Origin of the sequence: Epibacterium sp. Ofav1-8 (assembly GCF_022348185.1) — a bacterium.
Lineage (GTDB): Bacteria > Pseudomonadota > Alphaproteobacteria > Rhodobacterales > Rhodobacteraceae > Epibacterium.
Map to the genome: position 1 here is coordinate 246653 of NZ_JAKRFD010000005.1, position 18707 is coordinate 265359.

General features: G+C 60.7%; 20 protein-coding genes. 13 read left to right on the forward strand and 7 right to left on the reverse strand.

The window, feature by feature from the left end:
• Positions 1–167 precede the first annotated feature (167 nt).
• Entirely contained in the window at positions 168–881 is a 714-nt protein-coding gene (locus tag MHM97_RS10365) for an HAD family hydrolase (RefSeq protein ID WP_239322290.1), read from the forward strand.
• 11 nt (positions 882–892) lie between these two features.
• Here the strand turns inward: MHM97_RS10365 and MHM97_RS10370 are convergent, their stop codons facing one another.
• From MHM97_RS10370 to MHM97_RS10385, 4 genes are all read right to left on the reverse strand, one after another.
• Positions 893–1174, reverse strand: coding sequence for an SCP2 sterol-binding domain-containing protein (locus MHM97_RS10370; RefSeq protein ID WP_239322291.1), 282 nt, complete (start codon positions 1172–1174; stop codon positions 893–895).
• An 88-nt stretch (positions 1175–1262) separates the two neighbouring features.
• Positions 1263–1640: a DUF1036 domain-containing protein gene (locus tag MHM97_RS10375; protein ID WP_239322396.1), complete on the reverse strand. Its 378-nt coding sequence runs from the start codon at positions 1638–1640 to the stop codon at positions 1263–1265.
• A 121-nt stretch (positions 1641–1761) separates the two neighbouring features.
• On the reverse strand, positions 1762–2220 hold the full coding sequence (locus MHM97_RS10380) for a DUF1810 domain-containing protein (RefSeq protein WP_239322292.1): 459 nt from the start codon (positions 2218–2220) through the stop codon (positions 1762–1764).
• A gap of 1 nt (position 2221) precedes the next feature.
• A complete protein-coding gene (locus MHM97_RS10385) occupies positions 2222–3445 on the reverse strand; it encodes an argininosuccinate synthase (RefSeq protein WP_239322293.1) in 1224 nt (407 codons plus the stop codon).
• A 135-nt stretch (positions 3446–3580) separates the two neighbouring features.
• Between MHM97_RS10385 and MHM97_RS10390 the strand changes: the two genes are divergently transcribed.
• Together MHM97_RS10390 and ilvA are read left to right on the forward strand one after the other, a co-directional pair.
• Positions 3581–4342, forward strand: coding sequence for a hypothetical protein (locus tag MHM97_RS10390; RefSeq protein WP_239322294.1), 762 nt, complete (start codon positions 3581–3583; stop codon positions 4340–4342).
• Positions 4343–4419: 77 nt separating this feature from the next.
• The gene (gene ilvA, locus MHM97_RS10395) at positions 4420–5646 is read left to right on the forward strand and encodes a threonine ammonia-lyase IlvA (RefSeq protein ID WP_239322295.1); all 1227 of its coding nucleotides are present in this window, start codon (positions 4420–4422) and stop codon (positions 5644–5646) included.
• A gap of 6 nt (positions 5647–5652) precedes the next feature.
• On the opposite strand, the gene MHM97_RS10400 is transcribed toward ilvA, so the two are convergent.
• Positions 5653–5976, reverse strand: a complete 324-nt coding sequence (locus MHM97_RS10400) for an Hpt domain-containing protein (protein ID WP_239322296.1) — start codon at positions 5974–5976, stop codon at positions 5653–5655.
• 172 nt (positions 5977–6148) lie between these two features.
• Here MHM97_RS10400 and MHM97_RS10405 point away from each other — a divergent pair, with 172 nt between their 5' ends.
• The gene (locus MHM97_RS10405) at positions 6149–7420 is read left to right on the forward strand and encodes a PP2C family protein-serine/threonine phosphatase (RefSeq protein ID WP_239322297.1); all 1272 of its coding nucleotides are present in this window, start codon (positions 6149–6151) and stop codon (positions 7418–7420) included.
• A gap of 6 nt (positions 7421–7426) precedes the next feature.
• Here the strand turns inward: MHM97_RS10405 and MHM97_RS10410 are convergent, their stop codons facing one another.
• The gene (locus tag MHM97_RS10410; protein ID WP_239322298.1) at positions 7427–7870 is read right to left on the reverse strand and encodes an NUDIX hydrolase; all 444 of its coding nucleotides are present in this window, start codon (positions 7868–7870) and stop codon (positions 7427–7429) included.
• 76 nt (positions 7871–7946) lie between these two features.
• Between MHM97_RS10410 and hslO the strand changes: the two genes are divergently transcribed.
• The 8 genes from hslO (at position 7947) to MHM97_RS10450 (ending at position 17302) form a co-directional block, all read left to right on the forward strand.
• Positions 7947–8924, forward strand: a complete 978-nt coding sequence (gene hslO, locus MHM97_RS10415) for an Hsp33 family molecular chaperone HslO (protein ID WP_239322299.1) — start codon at positions 7947–7949, stop codon at positions 8922–8924.
• 5 nt (positions 8925–8929) lie between these two features.
• A complete protein-coding gene (locus MHM97_RS10420; protein WP_239322300.1) occupies positions 8930–9529 on the forward strand; it encodes a CoA pyrophosphatase in 600 nt (199 codons plus the stop codon).
• A complete protein-coding gene (locus tag MHM97_RS10425) occupies positions 9526–10686 on the forward strand; it encodes a CCA tRNA nucleotidyltransferase (RefSeq protein ID WP_239322301.1) in 1161 nt (386 codons plus the stop codon). Before MHM97_RS10420 ends, MHM97_RS10425 begins: the two co-directional genes overlap by 4 nt.
• 234 nt (positions 10687–10920) lie before the next feature.
• Positions 10921–12759 carry an ABC transporter ATP-binding protein gene (locus tag MHM97_RS10430; protein WP_239322302.1) on the forward strand — a complete coding sequence of 613 codons (1839 nt, stop codon included), beginning with the start codon at positions 10921–10923 and terminating at the stop codon, positions 12757–12759.
• The gene (locus MHM97_RS10435; RefSeq protein WP_239322303.1) at positions 12756–14600 is read left to right on the forward strand and encodes an ABC transporter ATP-binding protein; all 1845 of its coding nucleotides are present in this window, start codon (positions 12756–12758) and stop codon (positions 14598–14600) included. The genes MHM97_RS10430 and MHM97_RS10435 overlap by 4 nt, the downstream gene beginning before the upstream one ends.
• A gap of 57 nt (positions 14601–14657) precedes the next feature.
• Positions 14658–15902, forward strand: coding sequence for a class I SAM-dependent RNA methyltransferase (locus MHM97_RS10440; RefSeq protein WP_239322304.1), 1245 nt, complete (start codon positions 14658–14660; stop codon positions 15900–15902).
• A gap of 22 nt (positions 15903–15924) precedes the next feature.
• Positions 15925–16710 (forward strand): ion transporter, encoded by a 786-nt coding sequence (locus MHM97_RS10445; RefSeq protein WP_239322305.1) that lies wholly within the window; start codon positions 15925–15927, stop codon positions 16708–16710.
• Between the two features lie 76 nt (positions 16711–16786).
• On the forward strand, positions 16787–17302 hold the full coding sequence (locus MHM97_RS10450) for a L,D-transpeptidase family protein (RefSeq protein ID WP_239322306.1): 516 nt from the start codon (positions 16787–16789) through the stop codon (positions 17300–17302).
• A gap of 89 nt (positions 17303–17391) precedes the next feature.
• Here the strand turns inward: MHM97_RS10450 and MHM97_RS10455 are convergent, their stop codons facing one another.
• Positions 17392–17886, reverse strand: a complete 495-nt coding sequence (locus MHM97_RS10455; protein WP_239322307.1) for a CAP domain-containing protein — start codon at positions 17884–17886, stop codon at positions 17392–17394.
• A 166-nt stretch (positions 17887–18052) separates the two neighbouring features.
• Between MHM97_RS10455 and MHM97_RS10460 the strand changes: the two genes are divergently transcribed.
• Positions 18053–18670, forward strand: coding sequence for a L,D-transpeptidase (locus tag MHM97_RS10460; RefSeq protein WP_239322308.1), 618 nt, complete (start codon positions 18053–18055; stop codon positions 18668–18670).
• Positions 18671–18707: the final 37 nt, after the last annotated feature.

Sequence of the window (18707 nt, forward strand, 5' to 3'; positions counted from 1 at the left end):
CCTGAATGAAGGGGTTCCTGCATTGCGACGAGCCTGCCTGACGCGACGTGCTGCGCCAAGGGAGTGACATCGAATGTCACGCATCGGTGACGGCAGTTTACCGGTTGGCGCGCCGGGGAGTTTCTTCTAGCGTCGGCAAAAATTGCATGAGGTCAGGGAGTATAGTGATGCGGATTGCCATGTGGTCGGGACCGAGGAACCTGTCTACCGCCATGATGTATGCCTTTGGGGCGCGCAGCGATTGCGCGGTTGTGGACGAACCGTTCTACGCCGCCTATCTGGCCCGCACCGGCCTTGAGCATCCGATGCGCGACGACATTCTGGACAGCCAACCGCAGGATCCATCGGTCGTCGCAGAGCAGCTCCTGGGACCGGTGCCCGGCGCCAGGCCGCATTTCTATCAGAAACACATGTGCCAGCACATGATCGCGGAGGTGCCCCGTGAGTGGCTGCGTGATGTCACCAATGTCTTTCTCATCCGCCATCCCGCGCGGGTGATCGCCTCCTTTGCCGCGAAATATGACCAGATTGGCCTCGACGACATCGGGTTCAGCCAGCAGATGGAGCTGATCGAGCTTGTGCGCAGATGGGGACAGAAACCGCTGGTGATCGACAGCTACGATATCCGCCAGAACCCCAGGGAAAAGCTGGAACAGCTGTGCGAGGCGATCGGCTTGCCGTTTTCGCCCGAGATGTTGAGCTGGCCGAAGGGCGGCCACAAGGATGACGGCGTCTGGGCGCCGCATTGGTACGGGGCGGTGTGGAACTCGACCGGTTTCGCCGGGCCAGAAGGGGCATTGCCCGAGGCTCCGGCGCGTCTGCAACCGGTTTTGGAACAGGCAATGGAAATCTACGAGGAGATGCGGGCGATCAAGATCTGAGCCCGCAGCGGTCAGCCGATCAGTTTGCCGAGCTTCATCGCGACCGCCATGTCGCCGGAAATCTTGATCTTCCCCATCATCACGGCGGTCATCGGATTCAGCTGCCCGCGCAGGAGCTTTTTCAGGTTTTCGATGCTCAGGCGCAATGTGCAATCGGTGGCTTGTTCCCGGGTGGTGACATTGCCGTTGTCGAGAACGATCACACCCTCGGAGCCACAGTCGAACTTCAACGACCCGTCAAAGCTCTTGCCATCCAGACCGTTGCGAATATCCGTTGCGATCTCTTCCATCATTGCGCCCCCCCCCAACTGCGGTGATGCGCACAGGCTTAGGGGGTCGGGGCATAAACTGACAAGCGTGACCAAGGGGCAGCGGGACGGCTCAATCCGTCAGGTTCTGGGTCCAGTCCAGAGCATTGCCGGTGTCGACCTCAAAGAAGCCTCCGGTCTTGTAGCCACGAGAGGTGCAGTTCTCGTCGCCACGAATGGTGTAGGCGTCGTTGATGTAGCAAAAGGAATAATCACCGGTCCAGTTCCCGGTCTCGCTCTCGGCGCGGATGTAGTAGTAGCGGTTCTTCAGATCGCCAACGACAGGAATGCTGCAATCGCCCGGTTCGATCGTCCACCAGCCCTCTGACACCCATGTGTCGCCATCCTTGTAGCCGATGGAGGCAAAGGCCTTGCTGTTTGTCTTGTTGCAGATGTTGAAATCTGCAAGCACAGGCGAGGCCAGACAAAGCATCAGGCCGCTGAGGATCATAGGCTTCACTGCGCCACTCCCGGTTTGTGTCTCAGGTCATGCCAAGCTTAGCAAAACTTGCCCGGAGCGCGACAGGTCTTTTGCCTGCAAGTTGCCCGGTTTTGCACAGGAACAGCCGAGTTCAGCCGATTTCATCCGCAGTATGGGAGCAGGGTTCACCGGCGTAGAACAGTTGCAGGATCTGGGCGCAGTGATCGGGCGCATTCGGTGCAGCGGCAAAGAGCGTCATGGACGAGCGCAGCTTTTTGGCATCCACCGGGCCCAGGATCTCTGCGGCGTCCTTGCCGGCATGACCCAGCATCAGATCGCAAACCTCGATCAGGCGTTGCCGCAGGACCGGGTGATCCAGATAGATCTGCGCTTCTTTCAGATCTTCCAGACCGTAGAGCTGCGCCATGTGGGATTGCCCGAGGCTGGCCAGCTGCGGAAAGACGAACCACATCCAGTGGCTCGTCTTCTTTCCAGCCTTGAGTTCGGCCACGACATCGCCCCAGACCGCGTCCTGGGCCTCGACGAACATGTCGAGCTCCTCTTCCAGATCGTCCTCTGGAAAGTCGTCTTCGAAGTCGTCCCCGGCCATATTATTTCACGCGCTTGTTGCGTGCGGCGAGCAACTTCAGGCGCAGCGCATTGAGCTGGATGAAGCCCTGTGCGTCTTTCTGGTCATAGGCGCCCGCGTCTTCTTCAAACGTCACATGCGCCTCGGAATAGAGCGAATGCTCGGACCAGCGGCCAACGGTTTTGGCGGAGCCTTTGTAGAGTTTCAGACGGACGGTGCCGGTGACATGCTTCTGGCTCTCATCAATCAGTGCCTGAAGCATCTCACGCTCCGGGGAATACCAGAAGCCGTTGTAGATCAGTTCCGCATAGCGCGGCATGATCGAGTCCTTCAGGTGGCCAGCGCCGCTGTCGAGCGTGATCTGTTCGATACCGCGGTGCGCTTCCAGCAGGATGTCGCCGCCGGGGGTCTCGTAGATGCCGCGGGACTTCATGCCCACAAAGCGGTTCTCGACGAAATCGAGACGACCGATGCCATGCTTGCGGCCGTATTCGTTGAGCTGGGTCAGGATCGTTGCCGGGCTCATGGCCTCACCGTTGATCGCAACCGCATCGCCTTGTTCAAAGGTGATCTCGATGAATTCGGGTTCATCCGGCGCGTCTTCGGGGTTCACGGTACGCTGGAATACGTAGTCTGGCGCCATTTCGGCCGGGTCTTCCAGCACCTTGCCCTCGGAGGAGGTGTGCAGCAGGTTGGCATCAACCGAGAAGGGCGCTTCGCCGCGCTTGTCCTTGGCGATCGGGATCTGGTTTGCCTCGGCAAATTCCAGCAGTTTGGTGCGCGAGGTCAGATCCCACTCACGCCAGGGCGCGATCACCTTGATGTCGGGGTTCAGCGCGTAGGCCGAGAGTTCGAACCGCACCTGATCGTTGCCCTTGCCGGTCGCGCCGTGCGACACGGCGTCGGCGCCGGTGGCTTCCGCGATCTCGACAAGACGTTTGGAGATCAGCGGACGCGCGATCGAGGTGCCCAGCAGATAGAGGCCCTCGTAGACCGCATTGGCGCGGAACATCGGGAAGACAAAATCGCGCACGAACTCTTCGCGGATGTCCTCGATAAAGATGTTCTCCGGTTTGATGCCCAGAAGCTCTGCCTTCTTTCGCGCCGGTTCCAGTTCCTCGCCCTGGCCGAGATCGGCGGTGAAGGTGACAACCTCGCAGCCGTATTCGGTCTGCAACCATTTCAGGATGATCGAAGTATCAAGGCCACCGGAGTAGGCCAGCACAACTTTCTTGGGCGCGGACATGGGTTTTCCTCTTGGTCAGAACGTCAAGCGCCGTAGCGCCTTTTGCACGTGGGTGCAAGGTTTTCGGGGCTTTTCGTCCAGAATCCTTCCGTTATGAAGGGGCGACGGCAAGCTGTATTCAATAGGAGCATTTCCATGACGGGCTGGTATTTATTCAAACACGCGGTGTCGATGTTGGTGCGAAACTGGCAAATGGTCATCCGGATTTTCCTCCTGCCGACGGTGCTGGTTGGCGTGATCCTCGGGGTTCTGGCGCAACAAACCGGGGTGTTGGCGCTCCTGTCTCCCGGGGCCGCATCGGAGGTCACTCCCGGCGGCGGCCTTGTGGGCAGCGTGTTGCTGACCGCCATTGTCGTCATGCTGATTTCAATGTGGCCCATCGTGGCCTGGCATCGCTATGTCCTGGAGGAAGAGCAGAATCCGGGATTTCTGCCGCCGCTCCAACTTGATCGTATCCTGGCCTATGCGTTTCAGGGGATCTTGATCGCGCTTCTGGTGCTTCTGGCCATGATCCCGGTTCTGATCGTGATTGCGGTGCTGGCCAGCGTGCTCGGCGGGAACTTTGTTCACGTCCTGCCGATCCTGGAGCCGGGTCTGGCCTTGTTGCCGGCCTGGGTGTTCCTGCGGTTGTCTATCACATTGCCGAATGTTGCCCTTGGTAAGACGCGGTTGAGCATCACCGATGCGTGGAAGGCAACATCCGATGCCTTTGGCCCGGTGTTCGGTCTGGTGCTGATTACGGTCGTGATGCAATTTGCGATCGAACAATCGCTGCTCTTGCTGACCGGACCTGTGGTGGTTGTGTGGTGGGCGCTTACCTCCGTGGTGTTTGGCCTGATCCAGGTCAGTATCCTCACCACGCTGTATGGCCACTACGTTGAAAAACGCCCGATCTGAGCGCCGCTGACGGCATACCAAGGAATGCTTTGCCGCGCCCTCTTGCCTTGGGCGCGGCTTTGGGTCACCAAATCCCCATGACCAACTTCCGGACCCAGGCCAAAGCGGCCGAGGCGGCGATGCGCGATGTCTTCCCGCCCACGCCGCTGCAACGCAACGAACTCCTGTCCCAGCGCTTTGGCGCGGACATATACCTCAAGCGCGAGGACCTGAGCCCGGTGCGCTCCTACAAGATCCGCGGCGCGCTCAATGCCATGCGCAAGCAGGCAGGCAAGGATCTGTTTGTCTGCGCCTCGGCCGGGAACCATGCGCAGGGCATGGCCTATATGTGCCGTCAGATGGGCAAGCGCGGTGTGATCTTCATGCCGGTGACGACACCGCAGCAGAAGATCCAGAAAACCCGCATGTTCGGCGGCGACAATGTCGAGGTTCACCTGATCGGCGACTATTTCGATGACACGCTGGCCGCCGCGCAGGCCTGGTGTGCCGAAAAGGGCGGCTGCTTCCTGTCGCCGTTTGACGATGCCGATGTCATCGAGGGGCAGGCGTCGATCGCGGTCGAGATCGAGGCACAACTGGGCAGGGCCCCGGATCATATCGTTCTGCCGGTTGGCGGCGGCGGCATGTCGTCAGGCGTGTCGCAGTATTTTGGCGAGGATGTGCATGCGCTGTTTGTGGAGCCCGAAGGGGGCGCCTGTCTGAAGGCCGCGCTGGAGGCGGGTCACCCTGTTCCGCTGGGGCGGGTCGACACCTTTGTCGACGGGGCTGCGGTCGGAAAGATCGGGGAACGCCCCTTTGACATACTGCGCAACGTGCCGTTGCCGGATGTGCTGACCATGACCGAGGATCGGATCTGCACCACGATCCTTGAGATGCTCAACGTCGAAGGCATCGTGCTGGAACCCGCAGGTGCGCTGGCCGTGGAGGCGCTGGGCGACCTGCGCACGTGGATCAAGGGCAAGACGGTGGTCTGCCTGACCTCTGGCGGCAATTTCGATTTCGAACGCCTGCCCGAGGTCAAGGAACGGGCGCAACGCTATTCCGGGGTGAAGAAATATTTCCTGTTGCGCCTGCCCCAGAGGCCCGGTGCGCTGAAGGAATTCCTCAATATCCTCGGTCCCGAAGATGACATTGCGAGGTTTGAATATATGAAGAAGTCCGCCCGCAACTTCGGGTCGGTGCTGATCGGGATCGAAACGAAACGGCCGGAGAACTTCGCACCGCTGTTTGCACAGCTGGATGCGGCCGGTTTCACCTATACGGATATCACCAACGATGAAACGCTGGCGCAGTTCGTGATCTGATCCCTGTCAGGCTTGTTGGTCCACTTCGGCAAGGAAGCGGGCCTTAGACAGGTCATAGCTGGAGAACACGCCGGGCAGGTCGATCGTGCTGTCCTGCCCGTTGGCCGCCAGCCGCTCCCCCTCAAAGCAGAGGTTGGAAAAATCCCGAAAGCCGAGGTTCAGCGCGCTGCCCTTGAGAAAATGCAGGTCCTGTTCAAGCTGGGACCGGTCGCCCGACTTCAATTTGTCGATGACGCCCTCCACCTCTTCGAGGAACAGTTCGATCACCTCTTCGAAGCCGTCTTCGCCGACTTCGTCTTTCAATTCGCGTACACGTGGCCAGTCAATCATCGTCTTCTTCCAAACTTCCGGGGGAGACGCGCGTATCCTATGTCAAATCGGGTAAAAGTATAGTAAAGGAAAAAAACTTGAGTAAAATTTTATTCTTCATCAGCTATTAAGCCGATCAAGTGTTTTCTAAGAAGGTCACGAGGGGACACGCCGCGTTAATGAGGGATTGTCGGTGCTGCCAGAGCATTCAGTTGAAAGCGAAGAGGTGCCTGTGAGCGGGTCCATCCGACGTGTGTTGGTGGTGGATGACAGCCGTTTGCAACGACGCATCCTCGTGGCCTCGCTCAAGAAGTGGGGCTTCGACGTCGTCGAGGCCGAGGGCGGCGAGGAGGCAATGGACATCTGTCGTGTCGATCCGCCCGACCTGATCCTCAGCGACTGGATGATGCCCGGGATGAACGGCATCGAGTTTTGCCGGGCCTTTCGTGCGAAGTCCAACGAGGCGTACAGCTACTTCATCCTGCTGACCTCAAAGAGCGAAAAAAACGAGGTCGCCGAAGGGCTTGATGCGGGCGCGGATGATTTTCTCACCAAGCCGGTCAGCTCGGACGAGCTGCGGGCGCGGATCTCGGCCGGGGAGCGGATTCTGCGCATGCAGCGCGAGCTGTTCGAGAAGAACCGCATCGTGTCTGAAACGCTGGATGAGCTGCAGACCGTATATGACGCCATCGACAAGGATCTGATGCAGGCGCGCAAGATCCAGGAATCGCTTGTTCCGGAACTGACCCGCTCCTTCGGAGAGTCCGAGGTCAATCTGCTGTTGAAACCCTGCGGCCATATCGGCGGTGACCTGGTGGGAATGTTCTCGCCCGGGATCAACCGGCTGGGGTTCTATTCCATCGACGTGTCCGGCCACGGGATCACCTCGGCGATGATGACCGCGCGGCTGGGCGGTTATCTGTCCTCGACCTATTTCGATCAGAATGTCGGGATGGAAAAGAAGTTCAATCGCTTCTACGCGCTGCGCCCGCCAGAAGAGGTTGCAGGTGTGCTCAACGCGCGCCTGATCGCCGATACCGGCATCGAAGAATACTTTACCATGGCCTATTGCATCGCCGACCTGCGCACGGGCGTGATCAAGATGGTGCAGGCCGGGCATCCGCACCCGCTCCTGTTGCGTCGCGATGGGTCGATGGAGTTTATCGGCAGGGGTGGTGTGCCCGTGGGGCTGGTGCCCGATGTGGATTACGAGCAGGAAGAATTCGTAATGGAGAAGGGCGACAGGCTGCTTCTTTATTCCGACGGATTCACCGAAGCGCATCTGAAGGATGGCTCCATGCTCGATACCGAGGGGCTGGTGGAACTGGTCAAGCGCTGCGACCGGAAGCGCAGCGGCAAGGAATTCCTTGACGATCTGTATTGGCATCTCACCCAGGTGATGGGCGATGACAAGGGGCTGGAGGATGACATATCCGCCACCCTGTTTGAGTTTCAGGGTCCCTGACGCCGGTCAGCCCAAGCGTGCCAGCAGCGCGGCAAAATGCTGGTCTCCCACATTCCCGAGCACTCTGACCGCATCCTCCGTAGGGAGCCAAAGCGCACTATGATGCGGCTCGATCGGGGCACTAAGGCGCAAGACCGGGCGGGCGACATATATGTGGCAGAGTTTCTCCGCCCAGAGGTCATATTCCGGCATAAACACAAACCGGCGAAAGCTGCCGACCCGTTTTGGGACTGCGATTTTCCAGCCGGTCTCCTCATAGACCTCGCGATGCAGCGCGGGGATCGGTGATTCGCCCGGATCGATCCCGCCGCCCGGCAGTTGGATGTCCGGCCCCGGGGTATGTTGACAGGTCAACAACAACTGGCCATCTCGTGGCAGCAACGCATAGGCGCCGGGGCGCAGACGGTAGGTCTGATCCCTGCGTGGTGCCTCTCCAAACCGTCTGATCACCGGACTCCCCTTCACTCTGAGGCTGAAAAGTCTATATAGCGTCGGTATGCCAATAGCCGGCCGTTAAGGAAACCCCATGACACTTGGTACGAAAATCGCGTGGGACGATACCGTCCTGCCCTTCCAGCTTGATGCATCCGACATGCGCGGCCGTGTGGCGCGGCTGGACGGCGTGCTGGATGGCATCCTGAAACAACACAACTATCCGCAACCGGTAGAGGCCCTGGTGGCCGAGATGGCGCTGTTGACCGCGCTGATCGGCCAGACCATGAGCCTGCGCTGGAAACTGTCGCTGCAGGTCCAGTCCAAGGGTGCGGTGCGGATGATCGCGACCGATTACTACGCCCCGGAAAAGGAAGGCGAGCCCGCCCGTATTCGGGCCTATGCCAGTTTTGACCCCGAGCGCATCACCGATGGTGCGCCGTTTGAGCAGGTGGGCGAGGGCTATTTCGCAATCCTGATTGATCAGGGCGAGGGTACGCAGCCTTACCAGGGGATCACGCCGCTGGCGGAGACCTCGTTGTCGCAGTGTGCCGAAGCCTATTTCGCGCAGTCCGAACAGCTGCCGACGCGGTTCTCCCTCAGTTTCGGAAAATCCTCCGAACCGGGCAAGCCTGAGCACTGGCGCGCGGGCGGCATCATGTTGCAGCATATGCCAAAGGCCTCGCCCTTTGCGGCGCAGGGCGAGGGGACCGGTGAGGTGCTGACCGCCGCGGATCTTGTCTCCGGCGAGGAAGAAGAGAACTGGAACCGCGTCAATATCCTGCTCGAAACGGTCGAGGACCTGGAACTGATCGGGCCGTCGGTGTCGCCAAGCGAGTTGCTCTTGCGTCTGTTCCACGAGGAACGCCCCCGGGTGTATGATGCGCAATCCGTGCGCTTTGGCTGCACCTGTTCGGAGGACCGTGTGCGGCAAAGCCTGTCGATCTACTCGGCCCGGGACATCGAAACGATGACCACCGAAGAGGGCCGGGTGACGGCGGACTGTCAGTTCTGCGGGGCGCATTACGATCTCGATCCCGCCACGCTTGGTTTTGATGCCACGAAGGAGTGACCCCCGTGTCAGCGCTTGCGGAGAAGATTGCCGAGGCGCTGGCCCGCGCTCAGACGGTGACGTCTGATTTCGACCTCAACCCGGATACCGTATTGCCGGAGGGCCGCAGGTTGCGACCGGCCGGCGTGCTGGTCGGGATCGAAACATATGGCGCCGAGCCGCAGGTCCTCCTGACGAAACGGTCATCGGCGCTGAAACATCACCCGGGCCAGATCGCGTTTCCCGGTGGCAAGGTGGATGCCGGTGATCGGGATGTCACGGACGCCGCGCTGCGCGAAGCCTGGGAGGAGGTTGCACTCCCACGGGCATTGCCGCGGGTCCTCGGACATCTTCCGTGCCATGAAACCGTGACCGGGTTCCAGGTCACCCCTGTGATCGCGCTGATCGAGCAGCCCTTTGACGCGCGTGCCGAAGCGGGTGAGGTCGCCGAGATCTTTCGCGCGCCGCTTGCACATGTGCTTGATGTGGAACGCTATCAGGTACAATCGCGCCGGTGGCGGGGCACGCGGCGGCATTATTTTACTGCGCCTTTCGGCCCCTATTACATCTGGGGGGCAACTGCGCGCATGTTGCGAGGCTTTGCGACGATGATGGATCTGCAATGAAGATCGATGCGCCCTGGCTGTATACGCCCTCCACCCGCGCGGTCTGCGCGGCGCTGACTGCTGCGGGGGCCGAGATCTACTTTGTCGGGGGTTGCGTGCGCAATGCGCTGCTGCGTGAACCCAGCTCGGACCTGGATCTATCCACCAATGTCGCGCCATCGCGTGTGATGCAGATCGCGGCCGACGCCAGCCTCAAAGCGATCCCGACCGGAATCGATCATGGGACGGTAACGATCGTGGCCGAGGGTGTCCCGCATGAGGTCACCACGTTCCGCAAGGATGTGGCAACGGATGGGCGTCGCGCCGTTGTGGCCTTTGCGACCGATATTGCCGAGGATGCGCGACGGCGCGATTTTACCATGAACGCGCTTTATGCGCGCCCGGATGGCGAGGTTGTCGATCCGCTGGGCGGTCTGGATGATCTGTATGCGCGCAGGGTGCGGTTTATCGGCGAAGCCCGCCAGCGTATTCGCGAGGATTATCTGCGCATCCTGCGCTACTTTCGGTTTCACAGCTGGTATGGCGACGCGGACGAGGGGTTTGATCCCGAGGCGCTGGGCGCCATTGCCGAGACGCAAGACGGACTTGCGGAGCTGTCGCGCGAACGGGTCGGAGCCGAGATGATGAAACTGCTGGCTGCGGCCAATCCCGCGCCCTCGGTTGCAACCATGCGCCAGATCGGTGTGTTGGCGCAGATCCTGCCCGGTGCCGATGATCGCGCCCTCGCGCCCCTGATCCATCTGGAGGCCGGCTTGTCGGTCGAGGCGGAACTCCGCCTTGCAGCGCTGGGCGGTGATCAGCCACGGGACGCCCTGCGCCTGAGCAAGGCCTCGGCGACGCGTGTTGCGCTCCTGCGCGAGTTGGCAACGGACGGTTCAAGCGCGGCAGAGCTTGCGTATCGTCATGATGCGCAGATCGCGAAGCGTGCCATGCTGTTGCGCTCCGCGCTGCTGGAAACGCCTGTTTCGCCCACATTAGACACTGATATTGACCGGGGTGCCACCGCGTCCTTTCCGATCTGCGCGCAGGATTTGATGCCGGTCGTGCAGGGGGCCGCCCTGGGCCGTGCGCTCAGGACGCTTGAGGCGGAGTGGATCGCAAGCGGTTTTGAAGCCGACAAAGAGGCGCTCCTGCAGCGCCTGCCCGATCTGAGCTGACCCGGGTGTCAGGAAATCTTCATGACCCCAGGGGCGTGACAAAGCCGTTCTCTCGCGCTACCCATAAAGCGTGAAACGGAACTGGCCGGAGGAATGCTGATGTATTACGGGATCTGGAACGACGATTGACATCCGAGTCCCGCCCGTAGGGTAGGTCGGGGGCCTCGGTCACCGCCTTTTGCCATGCGCATCGCATTTTCTCTTATTCTTTGCTCGAATTGACGGAGCAACACCATGTTTCGATTCTTTGAAAACCTCATAAACCCCTATTGCGACTATCCGGAAACGGACACTCCGCCGACCCGGCTCTGGCCGTTCATGCGGGACTACGCGCAGCCGTTCAAATCCGTGTTCTGGGCGGCTGGTCTGATGTCGATCGTTGTTGCTGCCATCGAAATCGGTCTGATTTCATACATGGGGCGGGTGGTCGATCTTCTCGCCGGGTCTCCCGAAGATGTTTGGGCCCGTCACGGCACCGAACTGATCCTGGTGGCGCTGTTCATTCTGCTGGTGCGTCCGGCGCTTCAGCTGGTTGATGTGCTGCTCCTCAACAACACCATCCTGCCCAACTTTGGCACCCTGATCCGCTGGCGGGCGCACAAGCACGTGCTGCGCCAATCCGTCGGCTGGTTCGAGAATGACTTTGCCGGGCGTATTGCCAACCGGATCATGCAGACTCCACCGGCGGCCGGAGAAGTGGTGTTTCAGGTTTTTGATGCCATCACCTTTGCCCTTGCGTACCTCGTGGGGGCGGCGCTGTTGCTGTGGGGCGCAGATCCCAGGCTGCTGCTGCCGCTGGTGATCTGGTTTGTCCTTTACGGGGCGCTGATCCGCTGGACGGTAAAGCGGGTTGGCCCTGCAAGCCAGGCGGCCTCTGATGCCCGCTCAACCGTGACCGGGCGCGTCGTGGACAGCTATTCCAATATCCACTCGGTCAAGATGTTTGCCCATCATGATCGCGAACTGGACTATGCCCGCGACGCTATCGAGAAAACCCGCACCACCTTTCAGGCCGAAATGCGGATCTTCACGATCATGGACGGAGCCCTGGTGATGCTGAACGGTCTGTTGATCGTCGGCGTTGTGGGCTGGGGGATTGCCCTCTGGATGCAGGGGCTGGCCTCTGTCGGAGTTGTTGCTGCTGCAACGGCGCTGACTCTGCGGCTGAATTCCATGACCGGCTGGATCATGTGGGCGCTGACCAGTTTCTTTCGGCAGCTCGGTGTGGTGTCCGAAGGGATGGAAACGATCGCGCAGCCGATCGAGCTGGTCGATGCCAAAGGGGCCACCCCCCTGCAGCTGACAAAGGGCGAGATCACCTTTGATGGGCTGTCGCATCACTATGGACGTGGTGCCGGAGGGCTTGACCAGCTGGATCTGACGATCAAGCCGGGCGAAAAGGTTGGCCTGGTTGGACGTTCGGGTGCCGGGAAATCGACATTGGTCAAGCTGCTGCTGCGGTTTTACGATATCGAAAGGGGGCGTATCCTGATCGATGGTCAGGACATCTCCACCGTGACGCAGGACAGTCTGCGCCAGAACATCGGTATGGTGCAGCAGGACAGCTCGTTGCTGCACAGATCGGTGCGGGATAACCTGCTCTATGGTCGGCCGGACGCCAGCGAACAGGAGATGATCGCTGCTGCGCGCAAGGCTCATGCCCATGATTTCATTCTCGATCTCGAAGACCCGCAGGGCCGTACCGGCTATGATGCCCATGTCGGTGAGCGCGGAGTGAAGCTCTCTGGCGGTCAGCGGCAGCGGGTGACGCTGGCACGGGTGATCCTGAAGAATGCCCCGATCCTGTTGCTGGATGAAGCCACCTCGGCGCTGGACTCCGAGGTCGAGGCCGCGATCCAGGAAACGCTCTACGGCATGATGGAGGGAAAAACGGTGATCGCCATTGCGCACCGCCTGTCCACCATTGCGCAGATGGACCGGATCCTGGTTCTGGATCAGGGAAAAATTGTCGAAGCGGGCACGCACGAGGCGCTTTTGGCGGCGAATGGCCTATATGCACAATTCTGGGCGCGCCAGTCCGGAGGATTCCTGAACATAGAGGCAGCAGAATGAAGCTTGGAAATCTGATCGACGCCTTTCAACCGGCTGATGGTCCGCCGCCGCAGACGCTGCGCGCGTTTATGCGCTGGTGCCTGTCGGGGGCCTGGCCGATACTGCTGGTTGCCGCGGTCTGCTCGGCGTTGGCGGGCGGAATGGAGGCAGGGACGGCGTATATCCTCGGTCTGGTGATCGATACCGCCATTGCCAGCGGCCCGGAGGGGTTCTTTGCCACCAATACGGTGGTCATCGTGGCGGCGCTGGCCTTTTTCATCCTGGTCCGCCCGTTGCTGTTCGGCCTTTCGGCGGCGTCGAACGGGATCATCGTGCAACCCAATGTCAGCCCGCTGGTTTTATCCCGCCTCAATCGCTGGACGCTGGGGCAATCGGTGCGGTTCTTCGATGATGACTTCGCAGGCCGCATCGCCCAAAAGCAAATGCAGACGGCAACCGCGGTCACCACGGTGGTCGTCGAGATCATCAATGTTGTTGCCTTTGCTCTGGCGTCGCTTGCGGGGGCACTGATTTTGCTGGGGGCCGTCGATCTGCGCATCACGCTGCTGTTTCTGATCTGGCTGGCGGCCTATTTTGCGATGATCCGCTGGTTCCTGCCGCGGATTCGCCAACGCTCCGCCGGACGCGCGGGCGCCCGGGCGAATGTGACCGGCCAGGTTGTGGATACGATCACCAACATCAAGACCGTTCAGCTGTTTGCGCATGCCGACCACGAGGAGCGCGGCGCTCAGGACGCGATGGTGACCTTTCGCGACAAGGCGCTGGAATTCGGATATCTTTCCGCGTCCTTCCGGTTCTGCCTGATGACGCTGGCCGGCGTGTTGCCAGTGTTGCTGATCGGGGCGACACTCTGGTTGTGGCAGGGGGGCGGGGCCAGCGAGGGCGACATCGTTGCTGCCGGTGCGGTTTCGATCCGGATTGCGCAAATGACCGGATGGGTCAGCTTCACCCTGATGGGGATCTACTCCAACATTGGCGAGATCGAAAACGGGATGAAGACGCTGGCGCGACCGGACCGGATCGAAGATGCCACCGACGCCAAGGACCTGACGGTGCGCGATGGCGCGATCACCTTCGATGATCTGCGGTTCACCTATGGGCGCGACATCGGGGGGATTGCCGATTTGTCCCTGACCATCAAGCCGGGCGAAAAGCTCGGCATTGTGGGCGCATCGGGGGCGGGAAAATCCACGCTGGTTTCGTTGCTCCTGCGCCTTTATGAGCCGGAACAGGGCCGTATCCTGATCGACGATGTGGATATTTCCTCGGTCAGTCAGAACTCGTTGCGCAGCCAGATCGGGATGGTCACCCAGGAAACGGCGATGTTCAACCGCTCGGCGATGGAGAACATCCTCTATGGTCGGCCCGACGCCAGCAAACAGGAGGTGATCGCCGCCGCCAAGGCTGCGGAGGCGCATGACTTCATCACGGAGTTGCAGGACGGTCAGGGTCGGGAAGGCTACGAGGCCTTTCTTGGCGAACGCGGGGTCAAGCTGTCGGGGGGGCAGCGGCAACGCATCGCGCTGGCCCGTGCCATTCTCAAGGATGCGCCGATCCTGGTGTTGGACGAGGCGACATCGGCGCTCGATTCCGAGGTCGAGGCCGCGATCCAGTCGGCTCTGACCCGGGTCATGGAAGGCAAGACCGTGCTGGCGATCGCGCACCGCTTGTCGACCCTGGCGGAGATGGACCGGATCATCGTCGTCGATGCAGGACGCATTGTCGAACAGGGAAGCCATGAAAGCCTGCTAGCGCAAGACGGGCTTTATGCGCAGTTCTGGAGCCGGCAATCCGGCGGGTTCATTCGCACCGAGGAGGAGTCGGCGGCGGCGGCCCAATAGGCCCCCGGGGTGCGTTTCAGTCTTTTGCCCAAGCGCACTCCGCGCTAAGGCAGGGGCATGACAGACGCAGCCAGAACCAGAGCCACGATCACACGTTTAGGACATCAGGGAGATGGAATCGCCCCGGGTCCCCTGTACGCGCCACGCATCCTGCCGGGAGAAATCGTGTCCGGCCGGGTGGAGGGACAGGTGCTCTCGGATATCCGGATCGAAACCCCCTCGGAGCACCGCGTGCAGGCGCCCTGTCGCCACTACAAATCCTGTGGCGGCTGCCAGCTGCAACACGCAAGCGACGGGTTTGTCGCCGACTGGAAGACGGATGTTGTCCGTCAGGCCCTGAAAACACGCGGGTTAGAGACGGATTTTCGTCCGATCAAGACGTCGCCCTCCCGGTCCCGCCGCCGCGCGGTGCTGTCGGTCAAGCGCACAAAGAAAGGGGCGATGGCGGGGTTCCATGGCCGCGCGTCCGACATCATCACTGAAATCCCGGAGTGCCAGCTGCTGGCGCCGGAGTTGTTGTCCGCGCTGCCCATGGCCGAAGAGCTCGCTGTGATCGGGGCAAGCCGCAAGGCGCCGCTGTCTGTGACCTTGACCAGCTCCGATGCCGGTCTCGATGTCCTGGTGCGCAATGGCAAGCCGTTGGATGGCACATTGCGGATAGAGTTGGCGCAGGCGATTGAGCGCTATCGGCTGGCCCGGCTGACCTGGGATGACGAACCTGTCGGCATGGAGCAGCCGCCGGTACAGAGCTTTGGACCCGCCCGTGTCTGCCCGCCGCCCGGTGCCTTCTTGCAGGCGACACCGGAGGGAGAGGCCGCGCTTGTCGAGGCTGTGCAGGACATCGTCGGAGACGCCCGCCGGCTGGTCGATCTCTTTGCAGGCTGCGGGACCTTTTCCCTGCCCTTGGCCCGGGCGGCGGAGGTGCATGCCGTCGAGGGCGAGGGCGATATGCTGAGCGCGCTGGAGCTGGGCTGGCGCAAGGCGAAGGGGCTGAAGAAAGTCACCACCGAAACCCGCGATCTATTCCGCAACCCGATGTTGCCCGAAGACCTGAAACCGTTTGGTGCAGAGTTCGACGCAGTCGTGATCGATCCTCCGCGCGCTGGCGCAGAGGCGCAGGTGATCGAGCTGGCGCAGGCCCGCATTCCGACCATCGCCTATGTGTCGTGCAATCCGATTACCTTTGCCCGGGATGCGGAACGGCTTGTTAACGCGGGCTATACGCTGAATTGGGTACAGGTCGTTGACCAGTTCCGCTGGTCATCGCATACGGAGCTTGCAGCAAGTCTGACCCTATCGTGAAACCTGCCCCGAGGAGTGCCCGATGATCGACCGCCTGACCGCCGTGCTGGAGAGCGACAGCTTTAGCCGGTTTATCACCGCTGTGATTCTGGTGAATGCGGTGACACTGGGCATGGAAACCTCAGATGTCATCATGGCGCATGCGGGCGGTATCGTTCACCTCGTGGACAAGCTGTGCCTGTTGATCTTTGTGCTGGAAATCGCGGCAAAGCTCATTGTGCGGCGCTTGCGGTTCTTTCTCAGTGGCTGGAACATCTTTGATTTTCTGATCGTGGGCATCGCCCTGGTCCCCGGGGCACAGGGGTTCTCCGTGCTGCGGGCCTTGCGGATTTTGCGGGTGTTGCGGGTCATTTCCGTGGCACCGCGGCTGCGGCGGGTGGTCGAGGGGTTCATTACCGCGCTGCCCGGCATGGGCTCGGTCTTTCTGTTGATGGCGATCATCTTCTACATCGGGTCGGTGATGGCGACGAAACTGTTTGGAAACAGTTTTCCGGAGTGGTTTGGCACCCTTGGGCTGTCGGCCTATTCGTTGTTCCAGATCATGACATTGGAAAGCTGGTCGATGGGCATCGTGCGCCCGGTGATGGAGGTCTACCCCCATGCCTGGGCCTTCTTCGTGCCATTCATCATGGTGACGACCTTTGCGGTGGTGAACCTGCTGGTCGGCCTGATCGTGAATTCGATGCAGGATGCCCATTCGGAGGAAGAGGGCGAGCGCACCGATGCCTATCGGGACCAGGTGATTTCCCGGCTGGAGGTGATCGAAAATCGCATTTCGCAGCTCCAGGACAGTTCGACGCAAAAGTGATTAGGATTTGTTAACCAAGTTTGATGTAGTGCTAATCAAAGAGCACAAAGCCTAGAAGAGCGGACAGAGCACAACAATGCACAGGCGAACATTTGGAGCAGGCGTCCTGGCTGCTCTCGGGACAGCGGGGTGTTCCAGCGGCCCCCATATTTCGCGCTACAACGGACCACCCGTGACGTCCGTCGTGGTCAACAAGGGCGCGCGAAAACTCTACCTGCTGAATGACAGCAATGTCTTGCGTGAATACCGCGTCGGTTTGGGGTTTGCCCCCATCGGGCACAAGCAGATCGAAGGCGACGGGCGCACACCGGAAGGCAGCTATCTGATTGACCGGCGCAACCCGCGCAGCCAGTTCCACCTGTCCCTCGGGATCTCCTATCCCAACACCGCAGATCGGGCCTATGCGCGCGCGCTCGGCGCAAGCCCGGGCGGCGACATCTTCATTCACGGTGAACCCAACGACAGGTCGGACCGGCGCCGCGCCTCCAGGGTTCAGGATTGGACCGCTGGCTGCATCGCTGTGCGTAACGATGAGATCGAGGAAATCTGGGCAATGGTCAACAACGGCACGCTGATCACGCTCAGAGCCTAGCTCGGCCCGGCGTAGGTAAGACGAGACACCAAAAAAGGCCGCTCATGTCACGAGCGGCCTTTTTGTATCAGAGGTCGTCGGGATCGGCGTCAGTTGGCCATCACCAGGGTCCACCAGATCTTGCCATTGGGTTCCTGGAACCAGGAAAACCCCATGTTGGTGGCTTTGGGGTCCATGATAACGGAGCGGGTGCCGCTGTCCTGCATCCAGGCCGCCAGCGTCTGCTGTTCGTTTTCATAGGTTTCCGAAATCGCCTCGCCCAGCAGGGCGCCGCTGTATCCGACACGCGCGACCCGATCCAATGGCGAGGAGCCATCCGACCCGAAGTGCCAGGGGCGGTTTTGCACCGACATATCGCGGGAATGGGTGGCGGCTGCGGCATTCAACTGCGCGTTCAGCTGCACGGCGGGGCTGCCGGCGGCTTCGCGCAATGCGTTGACGGAATCGAGCATGCGGAACTGAACGCGTTCTTCGTTGCGAATTCTATAGACGCCCGACCCGGTCGCGGACCCATCATTGCCGGTGGTACAGGCCGCCAGGACAAAACTCGTCAGTGTAGCCAGAATCAGGAATACGCGTGTCATTCTAAACCCTAAGTGTTGGATCACAGCGTCCCTTAACGCTCCTGTGACTTATAGGCAAACCCGGCCCGGTCACATTGGCGAGATATGGGGGGATTGAATTGCGACTGAGGCATTCCGGCCATAAACTGTAGCGAAATCCCGCAGATTCATTGCAGAGAAGCATGTCATGACACGCAAACCATTCTTGACCCCGACCCGTCGGCAATTCCTTGCAGGCACGACATCTCTTCTGGCCGCACCCGCGCTGGCGCAGGACCTGAGCGAGGCAGAAGATCCCTCCTATGATCCGCTGCGGCCACCGCCGGAGCCCGAGCCCAATGTTGTTCGCAACATTTCGGCCTTCCGCGCCAAGGACTGGCGGCCCTATTTCGATAACCTGAAGCGGGGCGCCATCCTGGTGGATATCGACAGTCGCGCGTTGCACTACTGGTCCGAGGACCAATCGGTCTACAAACTGTTCCCGTCGTCGGTTCCTCTGAGTGATGACCTGACGCGGCGTGGCCGCACCCGGGTTGTCCGCAAGGTCGAGGGGCCGGGCTGGGCGCCGACGCCCAACATGCGCAAGCGCAACCCGGAATGGCCGGCCTATATCCCGCCGGGACCGGACAATCCGCTGGGCACCCATGCGCTTTATCTGAGCTGGAAGTACTATCGTATCCACGGCACCCACGACACGCGCAAGATCGGCCGCCGCTCCTCCAATGGCTGCATCGGCCTCTACAACGAACATATCGCCCAGCTTTTTGAGTTGGCACGAAACGGCACACAGGTGTTGCTAATTTGACGACAACCGCGTCGGGGCGGGTCAAAGGGATTTAACA